This is a genomic window from Flavobacterium sp. NRK F7 (assembly GCF_024054195.1).
Taxonomy (GTDB): Bacteria; Bacteroidota; Bacteroidia; order Flavobacteriales; family Flavobacteriaceae; genus Flavobacterium.
Window position 1 is genome coordinate 295420 of record NZ_JAMXLB010000001.1, and the last position, 17725, is coordinate 313144.

The following is a 17725-nucleotide window of genomic DNA, read 5'->3' on the forward strand; positions in this document are numbered from 1 at the left end:
TTAAATTTTTTCCCAACTATTAGTTTGAAAATTAAACTGTTTTACGATTCGAGCTGGGTTACCAACCGCAACAGAATAAGGCGGTACATCTTTTGTGACCACACTACCAGCCGCTACAATGCAGTGTTTTCCTATGGTAACTCCTGCAACCACGACCACATTAGCTCCAATCCAACTATTGTCTTCCACTACAATTGGTGCCGTTGAAACCCCTTGTTCATGAATAGGCAGACTCGTATCTTGATAATTGTGATTCAATCCTGACAAAGTAATATTTTGGGCGAACCGAATATTATTACCAATGGTTACTGGGCCAATTATGGTATTACTCAACCCAATTTTAGTTTGATTTCCAATAATTACAGGACCAACGCCATTATTAATTGCTGAGAAATCTTCAATAGTAGAATCTTCTCCTAATTCAAACCTGTTCCATGGCACCACATCCAAACGTGTTCTTCTTCTTATACAAGCTCCCTTTCCTTTTTTATGATAAAAAGGATTCACCAAATACTTGATCCACAATCTTGGTCGGGTTTGATTTGGAATCAAAATAGACCAATGAACTAATTTTTTTAGTTTCTCATTTCCTTTTATTTTCTCTTTTAGTCCCATTGTATTTTGTTTTTAGTGGCTGTAGTTATTGCGTTATATATTGCATCTACATTATTTTTCCAAGTATGACTTTTGGCAAAAGCGATTCTTTTTTTCGCAATTTCATCATCATTATTCCATAAAGCTCTTTCAATCTGAATCAGATATTCTTGATGTGTAGACGCTAGTAAAACAAAGTCATTAAACATCATCATTGCTTCTGTTTTAGTAGCTACAATTGGTTTACCCATGGCTAAATATTCATCAATCTTTCTAGGATAGTTACCAATCGTAATATTGTTGATTAATTGAGGGTTAATAGCCACATCAAACCCTTTTACATAACCTGGTAATTCGGAACTTGGTTTACTTCCTAAAAAGTGAACGTTTGGAAGGTGATGCAAACTGGAGTTTTTAAAATCTTGATCTTCGGGTCCCACCAATACAATATTCCAATCTTTTTTTTGTTTCGCTACATATTCTAACAACTTCAAATCCAATCGTAACGTAGTTAACGAACCTACATAACCTATTTTAGTACCTGCAATTTGTTTTAGATCTTCTGGTATTTCAATCGCATTTTCTTCTTCGCTAAACTGTGATACATCACAACCTTGACCTACCATATAACTATGTTTGTTGAATTGTTGCCCAAATGCTGCAAAAAAATCAGAATTGGTTGTTAGCACATCCGCTTTTTTCACAACTTCAGGCTCTATTCTTTCACCGTGTTTTTGCCAATAAGGCACTTTCACTAAATAATCTCGCATATAATACACATAGACTTTTGGCTGAAGTAATTCTTTCAAATGAAGTCCTAAAAACATGGAACTATCGTTGAATAATATAAAATTTGAAAAACCCAATCGAGATACAGCGGAAAAAATATCATTTGAAAACAACTTGGCATTACGCTTATTCAAAATTTTAAAAATGCTATGAGAACCTATCCAATTGATTGACTCGATAACGGTTTTTGGATATACATTCCATAAGTTCTCTGTTATTTGCTCAATATCAACCACTTCTCCTTTTGCAATTTGAATGCGCTTTTGAATTCTTCTCTCTTTTCTTAGTTTCATTCTAGTAATGCGATCCATAGGAGGATTTACATATAAAACTCTATTCTCTTTTGCGAATTCCAAAGCAATGTTTTTGCAGTTACTTCCTATTTCGATATCCCAAGGTTGAATACCTACTATAACAATGTCATTTCCTTTTATCATAACTTTCAGTATTTATTTCGTTATACAATTGTTTGTATTGTTCCAAAACTTGCCAAGCCATTTTTTCCCAAGAGAATTTTTTACTTTGTAACATTCCTTTTTGAATTAAGAGTCCTTTGTAATTTTCATCCAAAATTATTTTCATCATACCTTCACAAATTTCATCAGTATTAAGTGGATTAACTAGATGAGCCGCATTACCTGCTACTTCAGGCATAGAAGAAGTATTTGAGGTAATTACAGGTATACCACAAGCCATGGCTTCTATAATTGGGATTCCAAAACCTTCGCGCAAGGATGGAAATAAAAAGAGTTCGGCAAAATAATAGATTGCTGGCAAATCATTATCTGAAACATAGCCTAACAAAACAATATGCTCTCGAAGTTTTAAAGCATTAATTTCTTTTAAGCTTAGAGTTAAATCTTCTTCTTTGCAACCTAACATTACTAATTTATAAGGTAGTTTGGATTGATTTAGGAATTTTTGAAAGGCAACTAAAACTCTTAAGGTATTTTTTCTAGGGTCTTTATTTGCAATATGAAGTACATAATTATCAGGTAATTGGTGAACGGTTTTACATTTTTTTAAATACTCCGTTTCCAAATTCATTTTAAACTTTTCATTTACACCATTGTAAACCGTTTCAATTGTGTGATTTTCTAGTTGAAAAAACTTGGTAATATTCTCTTTTTCAAAATTGGAAACTGTAATGAGTTTTTTGCTGTTTTTTACTACCCTATGTACAATACATCTTCTATATAAATTTCCTATTTTTTGATATAATGAAGCTTTACTAGTTAATAATTTCATCAGATTTCCTTCCATATAGATGATATCGTGAAGTGTCGTAATCAATGGAATATTTTTAGAATAAGGGGCTGTATTACTAGTACAATGAAGTACATCACACTGTAACGACTTGGCGACTTTGGGTAATTTAAACTGCTCCCACCATGGATATAAATTTCCTGGAATTTCAACAATTTTAAAATTGGATGTCTCCTGAATTACGGATTTATCTTTATCGGGTTTTACAAAAATAAAGTACTCATTTACTTTATCTATTACTTGAAGATTTTGAATTAATTCAAATGCCACCCTATCCATACCATGCTTATGTGTACGAAATAATCTTTGCGCTTCTATACCTATTCTCATAATCCTCTAATTTTGAGTTATACCATGTGTAGTGTGAATAAATTTTTTATTGGCACCTTTCAATTTAAAAAGCAAGAGTAGCATTTTAAAAAAGGCATTGGGCAATGAAAGCAATGCTTTTAAAGTCGTGAATTGATAAAAAGATTTTGGTAACGCTAAAAGATAAGCCAAGCCTATAAGAAATAAGTTCAAAATCCATTTTTGAAACATCATTTGTGCTGAAAAATCAAATGCAACTACAGCCAATCCATATCCCAAGGCTATCAACAAAGTAATTCCTAAAAGAAGTACTCTTGGTGGAATAATCATTTGTAAAACTTTATCGAAAAAATTCATATTCCCATTTCTTAGAAGTTCCTTGCATCCAGTAACAAAATATTTTTTCAAATAAATAAATTGAGTTGACAACCATCTTCTTCTTTGAACAGCAAAATCATTTGCCTTTTGAATTTTTTCATCTAAAACTATGGCGTCATTTAGATACTCTACAACAATTCCTCTTTTTGCAAATTGAAACTCTAATTCTTTATCAAATCCACCAATAGCATTAACCTCTTTCATGATGGATTTAAATAAGGGATAATTAAACCCCATTCCAGAACCTATTAAACCCGAAGAAAGTCCTAAAGCACGATGTCCTTTTCTGAATAAATGATTGTTTATTTCTTCGCTTGCACCATCTAAAATGGCAAAAGAAGTATTCCTGTTTTTAGCCTTTCTATGACCTTGTACTACTTGATATCCTTTCTGAAAAGCATTGTTTATTTTATTCATAAAATTCGGTTCCATTACATTATCAGCATCCAGTATCAAAGCATAATCATATTTTTTTTGCAACTCTGACAAGGCTTGATTTAAAGCTTTTGCTTTGGTACTCTCTTTGAATGAAACTTCGATTAAGATAATTGGTAATGCTTTTAAGGCTAGTATTGTAGTCTCTTTTAAAGAATCTGCTATAACAACCACATCAAATTTTCCAACTTCATATTGCTGTTTTAAAGCTTCTTTGGCAACCTCAACAATTACTGCGTCTTCTTTGTAAGCTGGAATAAAAACAGCAATGCTACTTTTATTACGAGCAGAATTATTTCTATTTTTTTTGTAACCAAATCCAGCAATTGCAAACACTAAAACATATATTGTCGACGCAGTAAAATACGTGTAGATAATGTAGGCAAGAACTTTTAAAAAGAATTCAAGTAGTTCCATATTTTTTGTATTATAAATTATACGTTTTAGAAAAGGTGGCCATTCTTTTAGTAACACGAATGTTTTTTTGTTTTATCAAAAGAGACCTCATCTTTAATGCTAAACGACGTAAAAAAGGAAAATACTTTCCGCTTTTGATGTTGTACACCAATGATTCTGAGTTATAAACCATTTCAAAGTTTTCCGTGCAAAAAACAGGTTTCTTAGTAATTTTATTAATCTCAACAGCTTGAGACAAATTACTCTCTATAAACAACGTGTAAGGTTTTGATTCAAACTCTTTCGCTTTGTGTTGCGCATGATTGTTTGCCTTTTGTCTGGCTTTCATATCTGGCAAATCGAGCATTACTAATTTATCATAACGAATACCATTCTTTTGCAACCAAGCTTCCGTTTCAGATCGGTATTTTTCTAATCTAGAAGTAACTATTGTCCCGATTTTACATTTTGGAATATACAATGGAACTGCATTCAACAAGAAATCTCGATATAAAGGTCCGTCGTCATTTTGTTCATCCGATGGATCCACACATAGTACACCATCGATATCAAAACAAGCCTTTTCCAAAGAAGTATGATTAAAAATATTCCATTGAAAATATCTAGGTGTAGCCACAGCTTCAAACGCATAATCGGCTAATCTCCCTTTTTCTGGAGTATAATAGATGACACAATATTGAATATCGAACCTCGTTTCAAAATCTGCTAAATCTCTTTTGCATTCTTTTAAGGCAGATCCTGAAGCAATACTATCATCTACCACTAAGATTTTCTTATACTCTTTCTCGGTAATAAACTGTCTTCTTGCACCAGATTGATAAATATATCCATTCATAAAAGAGTGAATATCGGTGTAAGGTAAATTCAAATATAGAGCTAATAAATTGGCTGGTAACATACCACTTCTAGGAACACCAACGATAAGATCTATATCTCTAGGAATTAAGTGCAATTGTTTTAAAATCGTACTATTTAGATCATTTAAACTTCTGTAATTCATAATACTATATTTTTATAGTACAAACTTACAGTTACAAAATCAGGTATATCTTGATATTTCGACGGATAGAAGTTTAGTGTAGTTGAATGGTTGTTTTTTGTTTCCAATGGTCAATCTTTGGTGAGATGAACATGAAAACCATTCCCACATACATGAGAATCCCAGTTGGCATTTGTCCAAAAACACCATTCCCATAAGAAGCCATCATAATTCCCGCCATTCCACAGGTTAAAGCCGCAATTTGAGCTTTTAACCATTCGTCTTTTAATTTATACATTACATGATAAGCTCCAGTTCCCAAAATAAAGAAAAGCATCAGCAAATAATACGTTAAACCTACTTGACCCGTATCTGCCCAAATCATTACATACCAACTATCGGTAGCCGTATTTGCTAAAAAAGTATGTGGAGTAAAACGTTGCCCCCAATTTCCAGTTGCGCCAACGCCACCTCCAAATGGTCTACTCGCTAAATATCCTTTTAATTTTTTTTGGTTTTCCAACCGAACCATTAAAGAGGGCTCATTTGGATCAAATGCGGTTCGCATTCTCCTTATTTCAGCATTTCCTTGACCAATAGTAGTATGCGCAAAAAAGATATAAACTCCAATTCCTAAAATAGCTCCAAGGATAAGCACTTTTAAATTCTTTTTTAAAATTAATAACATAATTCCTCCTAAAGCTGGAACTGCAATTGCTCCACGAGTTCCTGAAATAAGCATTCCAAAAAACCCTGCTAAAGCCACAAAAATGAAAAAAGCTTTTAATTTAAAATTGTCTTTTTTAAACAAAGCCAAAATACCAAATACAACACCAGCATGACCTTGAGAAGCACCAAATTGACCTGCATCAGAATAAAAAGAGAAGACTCTTAATTTACCAAAAAGAATATGGGTTTCTGCTCCTCCTTGGTCTAACCATCTTTTTTCAAATGGATCGACGCCAAAAGCAAATTGTTGAAATCCTTTTAAAGTACCTAAAACAGATAAAATTCCCCAAATAATAAAAAATGTATTCAAATCTTTTTCTTTATTAAACAAAACAAAAAGCAAAGGAATGGATAACCATTGGTATAAAGCTACCCCTCTCATGGCATAAAACCACGCTTCCTTACTTTGCGCTTCTGGATTTCCTATTTCAAGCAAAATATAGCCCATCCAAACACTAACTACTAAAGTAAGTGGTGATTTCGCTTTATGCCAAGGAATTTTGTAAGCAAATCCTTTAAAAAATAAAGCAACATAGATTAAAATTAACAAACCATCAATGGTTAACCCCCAAGCTAAAGGGACATACCTGGCCAAACCTGTTACAAAAAAACCTAAAATAATCAGTAAGAGGATTCCCAACTTTGGATTGTTGAAAATAGCATAGACAATACCTACAGTAATAATCAAACCGATACAACCTACAAAACCGATTATCCCAGTTTTGACCAACAGCATACTTATTACAAAAGTAAGTACCAAAATGAAGAATAGCGAATAAGCATTTGCTAAACGATTGGAACCAGATGGTTTTTCAAAGGGATGCATACAATTTGAATTAAAGCCGTTTACACTTGATTTTTTATTAGTTTACGAGTGTTATTTAACGAAGTTAGCTGTTTCCATAAAGATAAGTAAAATCGGTTTCCGCTTTTAAAAATTTCAAGAAATGAAAAATTAAATTCTTTACTCATGAAATACGCTCCTAAAAATATACCTACAGTAGTAAAAGCTAATGTTGAGAGTGCAACCCATTCTAAAGATTGAAAAACAAAAACAGCGATTAGATCTCCAATTACATTGGTTACCAACATAAAAACAACTTTAAGAGCATTAATATTCGGTTTATTAATACTATCTAAACCTATACCTGTCATTCGATCGATAGGCAATAAAATACCATAAACTGAAAAAATTCGTACCAATGTAATCATATTAAAAGAAGTTGCATTACCTTCTAAATATTGATTTCCTGAAACCAGTAGGATAAAATATTCTGCAAACACAAAAGTGATTAAGGATAACAAAAAGAAGAAATAAGTTAATGCTCCTGAATAGGTATAAAATAATGCTTTCAACTCACTTTGTTTTTTTTCTAAACTTGCTTTGGACATTTTTGGAAAAGCAGTAGCCGCAAAACTTCGCAAAGGAATTTGCTGCAACTCTGTTAATTTTAAAGGAATACTAAACATAGCTACAGCAGCACTTCCCAAAGGGCTTATACTGATAATAAGTAAATCGGCATTGCGAAGTAAATTCGTTCCTATTAAAGTAAACGTGCTGTATTTGCCAAAGTTTAATAGTACTTTATTAGTGGCTTTAGTAGCTTTCTTAAACAGTCCTATTCCGTCCCAACCTTTATACATACATAATAAAGAAGTTAAGAGGTTAACACCTATTAAAACTAATATTATATCTAAAAGAGAACCTTTAATAATCCATTTATTTAGCACTAAAAAAACAAAGAAAAGACCGCTATTCAATGCTTTAATCCAAAGCATCTTATCGTAATTTCTTTTTGCTTGCAAAATAACCATCGCATTATTCCAAGGAAGATTCACAAAAGCCAATATAGGATACCAAGTAAAAAAAAGTGCATACATTGAATTAGAAATAGTCGCTTTAAATAAAAGATAAATTACAAAAAGGAGTAATGTCATCCAAAAGGTCACAATAAAACTAATTCGAACATTCGACCCAATTAATTGCTCACTGTATTCTTTTGAAGCACCAGATAAAAAACGAACCAATGCATTATTTGTAATACCAAAACGCAACATTTCTACTAAAGATCCTCCAGAAATAAAAATAACCCACTGTGCAAAATGTGCGGTATCTAAACTCCTAGCTAACAAAGCAAAGCCTGCAAATCCTAAACCTGCAAGGATTAGATTACCCATTAAAGACAAAAAATTGTCTTCTTTAACTATTTTTAAAATAAAAGCAAACATGATTTCTATATATGATTTTTTGAATGAACCTGAAAACGGAGCATATTCTTAATTCTTTTACGAAAAATGGAGCGTCTTTTAGGCAGTTCACCCAATACGGCTTCAACTTCGTCCAACGCCACTCCATTAACAATAAACTGTAGCTTATTAACAACCAACTCTTTAATGTTTTGCAAAAGGTTTTCGTCTGCCTTAACCCATAATCTATTAGATCTACAAACCAATACTACTAAGTCCGTTGCAACTAATAAGTCCGAAGGATAGTTGGTATCCAAAACATTAGGTAACTCTATAATTACATAGTCGTATTCCAATTGCAAATCATTTCCTTGTTGTATTGTAAGGTCTTTGTAGTTCTTTGCATTGTAAAAGTTAGTATCAATTTCGTAGATTTTATATTCTGAATCTAACAAACTATCAGAAGGTGATTCTAAGAAAGGATGTTCATAATCTATTCTTGGATCTTGATATCCTAATACATTTACTAGTGGATTTTTTTTACTAATGATTTCCTCCTTAAATACATTAGAGTGATTGAGTACTAAAACCGATTTTCCTGCATTTTTAAGTTTTTTTGCAATATTCGTAGCTATAACCGTTTTACCCTCATCTTTTTGGGTACTAAGAATAGTAATGACTTTCGGCTTTTTTATTTCAGGAGTACTCTTCAGCGCGTGATTCAAATTTTGAATAATTAAATCCATCAAGCGATTTTGAATTCCAATTAAGTCCATTTGACCATTGGTTACAAATACTTTGGCCAACATTCCTAAAGTCGGAATTTTAAGTTTTTCTTCACTAATCTTAATATTTTTAAGCGTATTATCAAAAAATTCCATTACCAAGATGCTTGCTAACAACAATACAAAAATTAAAAAAACAATAGCAATAATTACAATTTTACGCTTAGAAGGCATTGGTTTTAAAGGAAAATAGGGTGGATCAACTGCTTTAAGATTACTCGATAATTGCGTGTCTTGAAATTTTAACTTCGCCAAATTAAGGCCATGCAAAATTTCTAAATATTCTTGTTCAGCCACATTGATTTGTCTTTCAATCTTTTTTAGGTTTGCACCCGCTGGAGCATACTTGGCATATTGCTTCTGAAAGGCTGCATTTCGTTGATCCATCACTTCTAGTTTGGCTTTTATATTCTCAGCTTCAACTACTTTATCTACCCATTCTGGTAAAATCTTTAAAGTGGGCACACCCTCTACTGAATTTTGATACGAATATAATTTGGACACACTTGATTTTATTTCGTCTTGAAGTGTATTGGCTTGCTCTTTCAATTTCTTTATTTCTTTAGAAGACAAAGAGTCAGACGATTTTGCCTCTCGCATAGCGATTTCATAATTCAATTGTCCCAAGCGTTTTTTATTATCCAATATGGTATTGCTTTTATCTTGTACCAATTCCTGAATTTCTAATTTTTGCTCTAATTTTTTTGCTGAAGCCTCATATCCTGCCAGCTCTGCTCTTTTTTTACTATATTCTACATCCATTTCTTCTTTTACATTGGCAACAGCTTTACTTTGCTCATAATAATTGATGATGCTATTCTCTTGATTGAATTGTAAAAGAAGCGCTTCAATGTTTTTTAACTTATTTTCAGATTGACTTAATTGTGCTTCAAAATATTTTATCACAGCATCCGAACCATTTTCTTTAAGGTTTTTGTACTTCTTGATACAAACTTGATTGAATATGGCTAAAGTTTGTTGACAAACACCTGGATCATCGGTTTCATAACTAAGTTCTATTAAATCACTAGTAGAAATGCGGACCGCTTTTACTTTTGAGAGCGCTTCTAACGAATAGTAAGGATGCTCAAAATTTAACAAGGCATACACAAAATTGGTATTGTCTTGCTTCATCAAACGCATTAAATTAGCAACGGTTTCTTCATAAGCACTACTATCTACTGATTCGGGAATCGTATTGACAATTTTTTCATCTAAAGAAAGAGACTTTCCAATCTTTACACTAGAATCTGATTTTACAAGATAATCGTAAATTTCATTTGGGATATCTTGTTTAATTTCTTCCCAAGTTTCCTTTGCAATAAACTTACTGTTTGGTTTTTCTAAAAGTAGGTGTTGGCTTAATAAGCGAATAGCAACCTCTTCTTGTGTCTCTCTAGAATTGATAATATTAATTAAATTATCAAAAGCAATATTCGTTGCAAAATAATTGAAGGACTTATCCATATCTATTGAAGATCCTGAAGCTAAACCCGTATATAATTTGGTTTTAGAAGAATAGGTATGTTTAGGATTGTGCGTTAAAACAACAGCTAATAATCCTGCTAAAACGGGAGCCACAAAAAGTAGTACTTTGTGTTTTAAAATTAGTTTTATAAATTCTATAAGTTTCATCTTACAACTATTTACTCGTTAATATTTTTTCTTTTTCTAAGCATACCCCTCTTTTAATCAAGGAATTAACATACACCAAAAGTAGTTGCTATAGCTTGCTTTTACTTGTATATTTCGACGAATTGAACGTAAGTGTAGTTGAATGATTCTTTACTATTGTTTGACTGTTTTTCAATTCAATTTGAAATTAAAATTGAAACGAGTAGTATATTTTCTATAAAGAAAAAGGTTCCTACTTCTTGTTTTTACATGAAATAGGAACCTATGTATTTTTTCTACTGCTATCAGGCAGCTCTGCTTTGTAAAAGAAAATCTTTTTTTTCAGATTGAAACCAATGCGCAACCTTTACATTGCATTCATTAATAATATAGAATACTTTATTCTTTTCTACTGCTTTTTGATAAAAATCCATTAATAAATTAAAACAAGCTTTATCCATATCATTCACTTCATTAAGCGATATCATTATAAAACTAGAACGAACAAATAATGCGTCAAAATAATTTTTTAGTGAATTGGTGTTTTGAGCAGTTAAATCTCCTTTTATTTCTAAAACACCTGCGTTTTGTGTAATTTGTAGTGCCATAATCGTATATTTTAATTTATATTAAAAAACATCTCTGCGTAAAACATAGAACATTTTTTGCTCTTTGAATTGATCTCTTACTTTCTTATTTTCAGAACCAATGATGTAAAAAACTTTATTTTTTACAATGGCTTTTTTATAAAGTGTGCCTAAGCATTTTACGGCTACTTTATCAATATCTTTAACTTTATCTAATGATATGGTAATCATTTTTTCTTTATCGATAATGGTTTCAAAATAGTTACTTATCAAACCCGTATTAGTAGCATTCAACATGCCATTAATCTCAAAAATCCCTTGATTATTTGTAATGTGTAGTGCCATATTTCTTTTCCTTTATGAGTTAATAATAGTACAAATATCAAATAGATGGAATTGATTTTCTGTTCTTTTCGATTACTTGCGAATTTGTATAGACCAACAGATTAAAAGGCATGATAGAAAGAAAAATAGTAAATAAACAACGTTTTTAATTTACACGATTGGCTTTTAATTTTACTATTTTTAGTATAACCATTAAAAAAGCCGAAGGAATTCCTTCGGCTTTTTCTCGGTTAATAACATCATTTAATCCATATTCCGACTTACTTGATGTCTTTATTTAGTAAAATGTTATCTTTATATTAACATTTAATTATAATCCAAATCTAAACACAAAAATAACAACCTTTAAATCAAATAGATAAAAGCTACTTAAGCATCGATGAATGGCAGAAAAGTGTAGACGAATGTTTATAATAAGTTCAATCGCTTCATTAACTCGGGCCTATTCGCACGACTAACCGGAACGACTTCTTTCCCAATAAGCACACTATTATCTTCAATATCAATTATTTTATTGGTATTAATGATAAAAGAGCGATGCACTTTTAAAAATAAATGATTGGGTAATTTATCTTCAATCTTTTTTAGCGTAGAATGTACTATATAGTTTTTAGTATCGGTTTTTATATGAATGTAATCGCCTTTTGCTTCAACGACCTTAACAGATTCGAATTCAATTTTAATCAATCTTCTATCAATATTAACATAAAATTCTTTGGTTGTATCTTCCAAAGGTGACTGTTTGTTGCTCTTAGCAGAAGTTGATACTACCGTAGAAGTCGCTTTTTGTATGGCTTTTTGGAAGCGATCTTCTGTAATTGGTTTTACCAAGTAATCAACGATACAATCGTATTCAAAAGCTTCAATGGCAAAATTTTTATCTGAAGTTACTAAAATAATTTTGGGAGGATTTTTTAAGGTTTGTATAAAATCAAACCCCGTAAAATCAGGCATGTGTATGTCTAGAAAAATGAGATCAACTTCATTCTGATTCAAAAATTTTATGGCTTGAATTGCGTTTGAAAAACTTTCTAGCAAGTTTAAATCGCTTTGATTATCAATCATTTGTGCAATGATTGCTCTAGCCATTTCTTCGTCATCAATAATAATACAATTCATGTTTGTTTGTTTATAATGTTTGTACAAAATTTGACATCGCTTCTAAAACTATTTCAAACTCATTTTGAAACGTTGACACCTTATTTTTTAAATTTTCTTCAAATGTTTCAGCAAGATAGTAACTTTTTTCTAGACCTAAAATAGACACTTTATGTTTTAATTTATGGACACTTTGTGCTGCTTCTTGCCAATTATTATTTTGCATTTGACTCTTGTAAACGGCTATCTCTTCAGGCAATTCTTTCTTTAAAATAGCTATCATTTTGGCTTTAAATTCTGAATTATCTCCTGCTAACTGTTCAATATAAGTAAGGTTTGGTTTTTCCATATCATTTTGAAATTGTAAAGAAAAAAGTGGTTCCTTTTCCTTCTTGACTTTCTACCCAAATTTCTCCGTCGTAATAGGTTACAATTTTCTTTACGATAGACAGGCCTATTCCAGAAGAAGAAGTATTACTTTCTAATTTAGTGAATACTTTAAAAATTCGATCAAAATATTGTGCTGCAATTCCGACGCCATTATCTTTAACAAAGAACTCATAACATTGTTGCATTTCTTTGCCTCCAATTTCAATTTTCCCTTCGGGTTTATCATTATGCGTAATGGCATTTTGAATTAGGTTTTGAAAAATCTGTTTGAAACGCCACGCATTTCCATAAACTTTAGACAAATTTTCTTGAACCGTTACTGTGATGTTTTTAGGAATAGTAAGTGTTCGTATGACCTCATCAATAATTAGATTTAAATTTAAAATTCGGTCTTCTGACTCTAACTTGTCGATGGTTGAATAATCTAATATCCCTTTTATTAATAAATCCATTTTTTCTACATTCGACAATACTTGATAAAGAGAAGTTAGTCCATTTTCTCCCATACTTTCTTTATTGTCTTCAATAACCCAATTTATTAACGTATCTATATTTCGTAAAGGTGCTTTTAAGTCATGAGAAACCACATGAGCATATTCATTTAGTTCTTGGTTTTGTATTTCTAAGCTTTTTAAAAGTTCCTCTCTTTGATTGGTTATAGTAATAATTTCAAGAGCTTGTTTTTTCAAATATTCTGTCTGATTGAAATCTTTCTCATCACCTAATTTTGTTGCATCTAAATTCATTGCACTTAAAATAGCAGACAAATTTTGATTGACCTCTTTCAGGTTATTGGCTTCTTCTCTTAATTTTTTATTGGCCTCAAAAAGTTCATCAGAACTTATTTTCATGGCTCTTTGTAGCATACTTAATTGATCCTCATAATTTTCGTACGAATCATTTACTGCGTTTAAAAAAGGTTTTAAATCCTTTAAAAAAGCAGGATTGTTTGGAATTAATTTATCAATTTGTCTTTTTAAAAGTGATTTCATTATTCACTGATCAAGGTTAATGTCATCGTTTGATTGTGTAAATCACAAAAGGTATTATTTGCAAAAGGAGCCATTTCGCCATAGGAATAAAAACCAGTTATAGCAGTGCTATTTCCTATCACTTCTTGCACCCTTTCAATTTCTTCCTCAACCCTTTGATTCATAACTAGTTTTCTTCCCACACAACTCACCAGTAAAGCGAGTTGCGGTGCTGCTTTTCTATTTTGCATCGCTCGTTGCGCTGCTTCATTCGCTCCTTCAGCTATGGCATCAACTGAAGCCATCATTAATTGCACTTTTGAATTTTCAGGAACATCACCTGCTAAAGTCATCGATTGTTTTTCATTATCAATACCTAAAATGGTTCGAACCACAGGTTCTTTCTTTCCTTCTGGAGTTACATTTAAAGGATACAATAAAGAAGCTTGTGGCAATTGATTTGCCTTTTCTCCTAAATATTTTTTATACAAATTCAAAGCAGGTTGACCATCAATTTCATATAAAATATTGGCTTCTGATTTTGTGATAATGCGTTCTGGTCCAAAAGAAGTCCATCCTCCAAAACTTGCAAATGAGATTTCTAAAGTATCTCCATAGAAACCAATTAAAACAACTTCGCCTTCTTTAGGATTTTCTTTATACGAAGCCAACGTCTTTTCAAATTTTGCATCATCCCCACACATACCGCCAGAAATAGGAACTGCATTTTCAATATTTTTTTCCAAGCCTTCAATTAAAGAGCTTCCGTTTACAAAGCTACCTTCAGAAAGAACAAATAAATGTCTTAAATTTTCTTTAGGTAACGCATTATATAAAGATTCACCTAATTTTTCAGCGTCTTTGTTATGATTCAATATATTTTCTGTACGAATTACAAACGTGCTTTTTTCAAATTCAATAGCCGTTACTACAACCGAATTATCAAACACATTACTATCTATAATTTCTCCTGAAGTAGAACCAAACACTAAATGTTCGTAAGGAAATTCTTTTCTAACAGCCTCTATAACGGCTTCTTTTTGCAATTCCATTCGATTTCCAAACACAAAGACTAAAGGATTGTGCAAAGTACTCTTTTTTTGAAGATACGTCCAATTCTTTCCGTCCAAAGTATAGGCTTGATTAATTCTCATAAGCTAATTTTTAGGTAATTTAATAAAAAATGTAGTTCCTATTTTCAACTCACTTTCCAGCCAAATTTTTCCTCTATAATTATCTACAATACGTTTTACAATAGACAAACCTATACCTGTTGACTGTTGATTATTTGTAAAAGACTGAAAAATTTTAAAAATTTTTTCTTGATTTTCCTTTGCGATTCCTGGTCCGTTATCTGCAATAGAAAAAACATAGCTATTGGTTTTTTCCTTACAGTCGATTGTTACTACACCTTCAGGTTTGTCAATATAATTTACAGCATTGCTAATGATATTTTGAAATAGTTGTTGCATTCTAAATTTGTCTGCTTGAATAACTGGTAATGTATTTTGAATATGCACTTTAATATTTTCTGGAATATGTATAATATTAATACAATTTTCCACTACTTCTTGTATGCTAATTTTTTCCTCAGTAACTTCTTCTGTATCAACTTTCGAATAGGTAAGAATCCCTTGAATTAGATGGTCCATTTTTTCAACTTTACTCTCAATCATACTCAAATACTGTGAGGTTTGCTCAGTAAATTCCTTTGCATTATCTTCTTTTATCCATGTAATTAAGGAATGGATACTTCGTAAAGGCGATTTTAAATCATGCGAAACAACTTGAGCATATTGATTTAATTGTTCATTTTGCTTTTCTAACTTTTTAAGAAGTTGCTCTTTTTGAAGTTCTAAATTTTTTTGTTGCGTGATATCCAAATGAATACCTATTGAACCCGTAATTTCACCATTTAAATTGTAATTAGGTGCACCACTAATTAACCAATGTTTAATTTCTCCCGTTTTTGTTTTGGATGTAATTTCATAGGAATCAGAAACCCCTTTGGTTCGGATTGTATTTTTATTTTCAATAATGTTTTTTCCTTCTTCAGACATCACTAAATCAGAAGCTTTATTTCCAAGAAGATCTAATAAAGAATAACCACTCATCTCACAAAAGGATTGATTGGCAAAAAGAACAACATCATTATTATCGACCTCTAGTAACCCCATGTTCATATTTGCAATAATACTACTGTATTTTTGCCTTTCTGCTTCTAGACTTTCCTTGTATCTTTTTTGAAGCGTAACATCGTCATAACTCCATAAATGACCTGCATACTTGCCTTCTTTGTAAATAGGCAAAAAACTTCTTTCAAAAATTCTCCCATCAATTAATTCAATTTCTTCCGAAATGATATTTTTTTTATCTTTTAAAATAACATCAATTCTTTCGAGAAATTGATCTGGGTTTTTAAAAAAGTGTTTGGATTCTTCAGCGGCCAATGTGCAGTCAACACCCTTCATGAGCTCAGGTTCTACTTGAATACCAAACATGGTGCAAAATTTCTTATTTACAATTTGAATTTTTCTATTTTCATCTTCTAATAAAATCCCTGATTGTAAATTTTCAATCAATGAAGTAAGTCTATTTTCTGACTCAATTAATTGTTGGTTGAATTCTTTTTCAAGTGTAATATCTTCTTCAATGGCAAAGAATTTTATGATTTCACCGTTTTTATTGTGTAACGCTTGTCCTTGAATGCGAACCCAGTATTTCTTTTTATTTTTAGAATAATTGATAATTTCACAACTAAAGGGTAATCCTTTTTGGATTTGATTTGCTAAATATTGAATTGTTTCTAGATCCGATTCTGGGCCTTGTAATAAATGGCCTGGCTTTTTGCCGATGAGTTCCGTTTTATTAAAACCAGACATTTCGACAAAACTATCATTAACCCATTCAATAAGTCCGTCTTTATTACAAATAATAACCGAATTGATATTTTTTTCAGCAATTGAAGAAAGTACTGAAAGCTGTTCTTCCTTTTCTTTTTCATCATCGTGATTTTCAACAATTGCAAAATATTGAACCAATTTTTTTTCTTCATTGTAAACGGGTTGCCCTTTTATTTTTGCCCAAAAAGGGTTTCCGTATTTATGCGCATGATATCCTTCGACATTAAAAAACTCACCTTTAAAAAAAGCAGTAACCATTTTTTGAAGCTCTTCGGGTGTCGATAAGTCACATTTACCAATTTGAATAGGCGTTTTACCAATAATTTCTTCCAATGCGTAACCTGTTAAGTCTAAATAGGATTGGTTACACCAAAAAATCTTACCCATGGGATCTGTAAAAACAACACCATTTTTATTCGCACTCGCAACTAAAGATATTTTATTTAATTCTTCTTTATCTTTTTTTAATTTCTTTCTTTGAGAATTTACGGTGTCTAATAATTCTTTAAGTTCATGATTATTAATTTCTTGATTTTTTAAAACATGTAGTAAATCTAACAAAGGGTCAAAAATAGCAAAATCATGCAAGGTTAATTTCTTTTCAATAACATTCTCCATGGACTTGAACCAAGGTGTTCCTATGAATAGATAGTGCTCATTATGTCTATTGATTTGACCTCTTAAAGAAATAGTAGTATCTAAGGTTGACTTTAAAACAACCAAAGTTTCGATAGTGTCCTTAAAATTTTCAAGAGAAAAAGAAGTAATGTGTGGTCGTTCTACCGAAAAGACTTCTGTAAAAAGACTATTTTCTGTTAAGCTGGGAATAATTTTTTGCAGACTCTTACCCAAACTAACAATTTGTAGATTTTTATCAATTAAAATGTAAAAAGGAAAAATTTCGTTAAAACTAGAAACATTAAAATTGAATTGAAAATCTTGCATATGT

Annotated in this window: 15 protein-coding genes; all 15 read right to left on the reverse strand. The window is 31.4% G+C overall.

Annotation, left to right across the window (positions count from 1 at the left end):
* Entirely contained in the window at window positions 1-615 is a 615-nt protein-coding gene (locus NHF47_RS01190) for an acyltransferase (RefSeq protein WP_252763205.1), read from the reverse strand.
* The gene (locus NHF47_RS01195) at window positions 606-1820 is read right to left on the reverse strand and encodes a glycosyltransferase (RefSeq protein WP_252763206.1); all 1215 of its coding nucleotides are present in this window, start codon (window positions 1818-1820) and stop codon (window positions 606-608) included. The genes NHF47_RS01190 and NHF47_RS01195 overlap by 10 nt, the downstream gene beginning before the upstream one ends.
* Window positions 1804-2979 carry a glycosyltransferase family 1 protein gene (locus NHF47_RS01200; protein ID WP_252763207.1) on the reverse strand — a complete coding sequence of 392 codons (1176 nt, stop codon included), beginning with the start codon at window positions 2977-2979 and terminating at the stop codon, window positions 1804-1806. Before NHF47_RS01200 ends, NHF47_RS01195 begins: the two co-directional genes overlap by 17 nt.
* A 6-nt stretch (window positions 2980-2985) precedes the next feature.
* Window positions 2986-4188, reverse strand: a complete 1203-nt coding sequence (locus NHF47_RS01205) for a glycosyltransferase family 2 protein (protein WP_252763208.1) — start codon at window positions 4186-4188, stop codon at window positions 2986-2988.
* Between the two features lie 10 nt (window positions 4189-4198).
* A complete protein-coding gene (locus NHF47_RS01210) occupies window positions 4199-5188 on the reverse strand; it encodes a phosphoribosyltransferase family protein (protein ID WP_252763209.1) in 990 nt (329 codons plus the stop codon).
* A gap of 73 nt (window positions 5189-5261) precedes the next feature.
* Window positions 5262-6722 (reverse strand): O-antigen ligase, encoded by a 1461-nt coding sequence (locus NHF47_RS01215; protein ID WP_252763210.1) that lies wholly within the window; start codon window positions 6720-6722, stop codon window positions 5262-5264.
* A gap of 20 nt (window positions 6723-6742) precedes the next feature.
* A complete protein-coding gene (locus NHF47_RS01220) occupies window positions 6743-8125 on the reverse strand; it encodes a lipopolysaccharide biosynthesis protein (RefSeq protein ID WP_252763211.1) in 1383 nt (460 codons plus the stop codon).
* Window positions 8126-8130: 5 nt separating this feature from the next.
* Window positions 8131-10503: an AAA family ATPase gene (locus NHF47_RS01225; RefSeq protein ID WP_252763212.1), complete on the reverse strand. Its 2373-nt coding sequence runs from the start codon at window positions 10501-10503 to the stop codon at window positions 8131-8133.
* A gap of 284 nt (window positions 10504-10787) precedes the next feature.
* Window positions 10788-11090 carry an STAS domain-containing protein gene (locus tag NHF47_RS01230; protein ID WP_252763213.1) on the reverse strand — a complete coding sequence of 101 codons (303 nt, stop codon included), beginning with the start codon at window positions 11088-11090 and terminating at the stop codon, window positions 10788-10790.
* 21 nt (window positions 11091-11111) lie between these two features.
* Window positions 11112-11414 carry an STAS domain-containing protein gene (locus NHF47_RS01235; protein WP_252763214.1) on the reverse strand — a complete coding sequence of 101 codons (303 nt, stop codon included), beginning with the start codon at window positions 11412-11414 and terminating at the stop codon, window positions 11112-11114.
* 408 nt (window positions 11415-11822) lie between these two features.
* Window positions 11823-12533: a LytTR family DNA-binding domain-containing protein gene (locus NHF47_RS01240; RefSeq protein ID WP_252763215.1), complete on the reverse strand. Its 711-nt coding sequence runs from the start codon at window positions 12531-12533 to the stop codon at window positions 11823-11825.
* A 10-nt stretch (window positions 12534-12543) separates the two neighbouring features.
* A complete protein-coding gene (locus NHF47_RS01245; RefSeq protein WP_252763216.1) occupies window positions 12544-12861 on the reverse strand; it encodes an Hpt domain-containing protein in 318 nt (105 codons plus the stop codon).
* A 1-nt stretch (window position 12862) separates the two neighbouring features.
* Window positions 12863-13894 (reverse strand): ATP-binding protein, encoded by a 1032-nt coding sequence (locus NHF47_RS01250; protein WP_252763217.1) that lies wholly within the window; start codon window positions 13892-13894, stop codon window positions 12863-12865.
* Entirely contained in the window at window positions 13894-15027 is a 1134-nt protein-coding gene (locus NHF47_RS01255; protein ID WP_252763218.1) for an FIST signal transduction protein, read from the reverse strand. Before NHF47_RS01255 ends, NHF47_RS01250 begins: the two co-directional genes overlap by 1 nt.
* A 3-nt stretch (window positions 15028-15030) precedes the next feature.
* Window positions 15031-17721, reverse strand: a complete 2691-nt coding sequence (locus NHF47_RS01260; RefSeq protein ID WP_252763219.1) for a PAS domain S-box protein — start codon at window positions 17719-17721, stop codon at window positions 15031-15033.
* Window positions 17722-17725 lie beyond the last annotated feature (4 nt).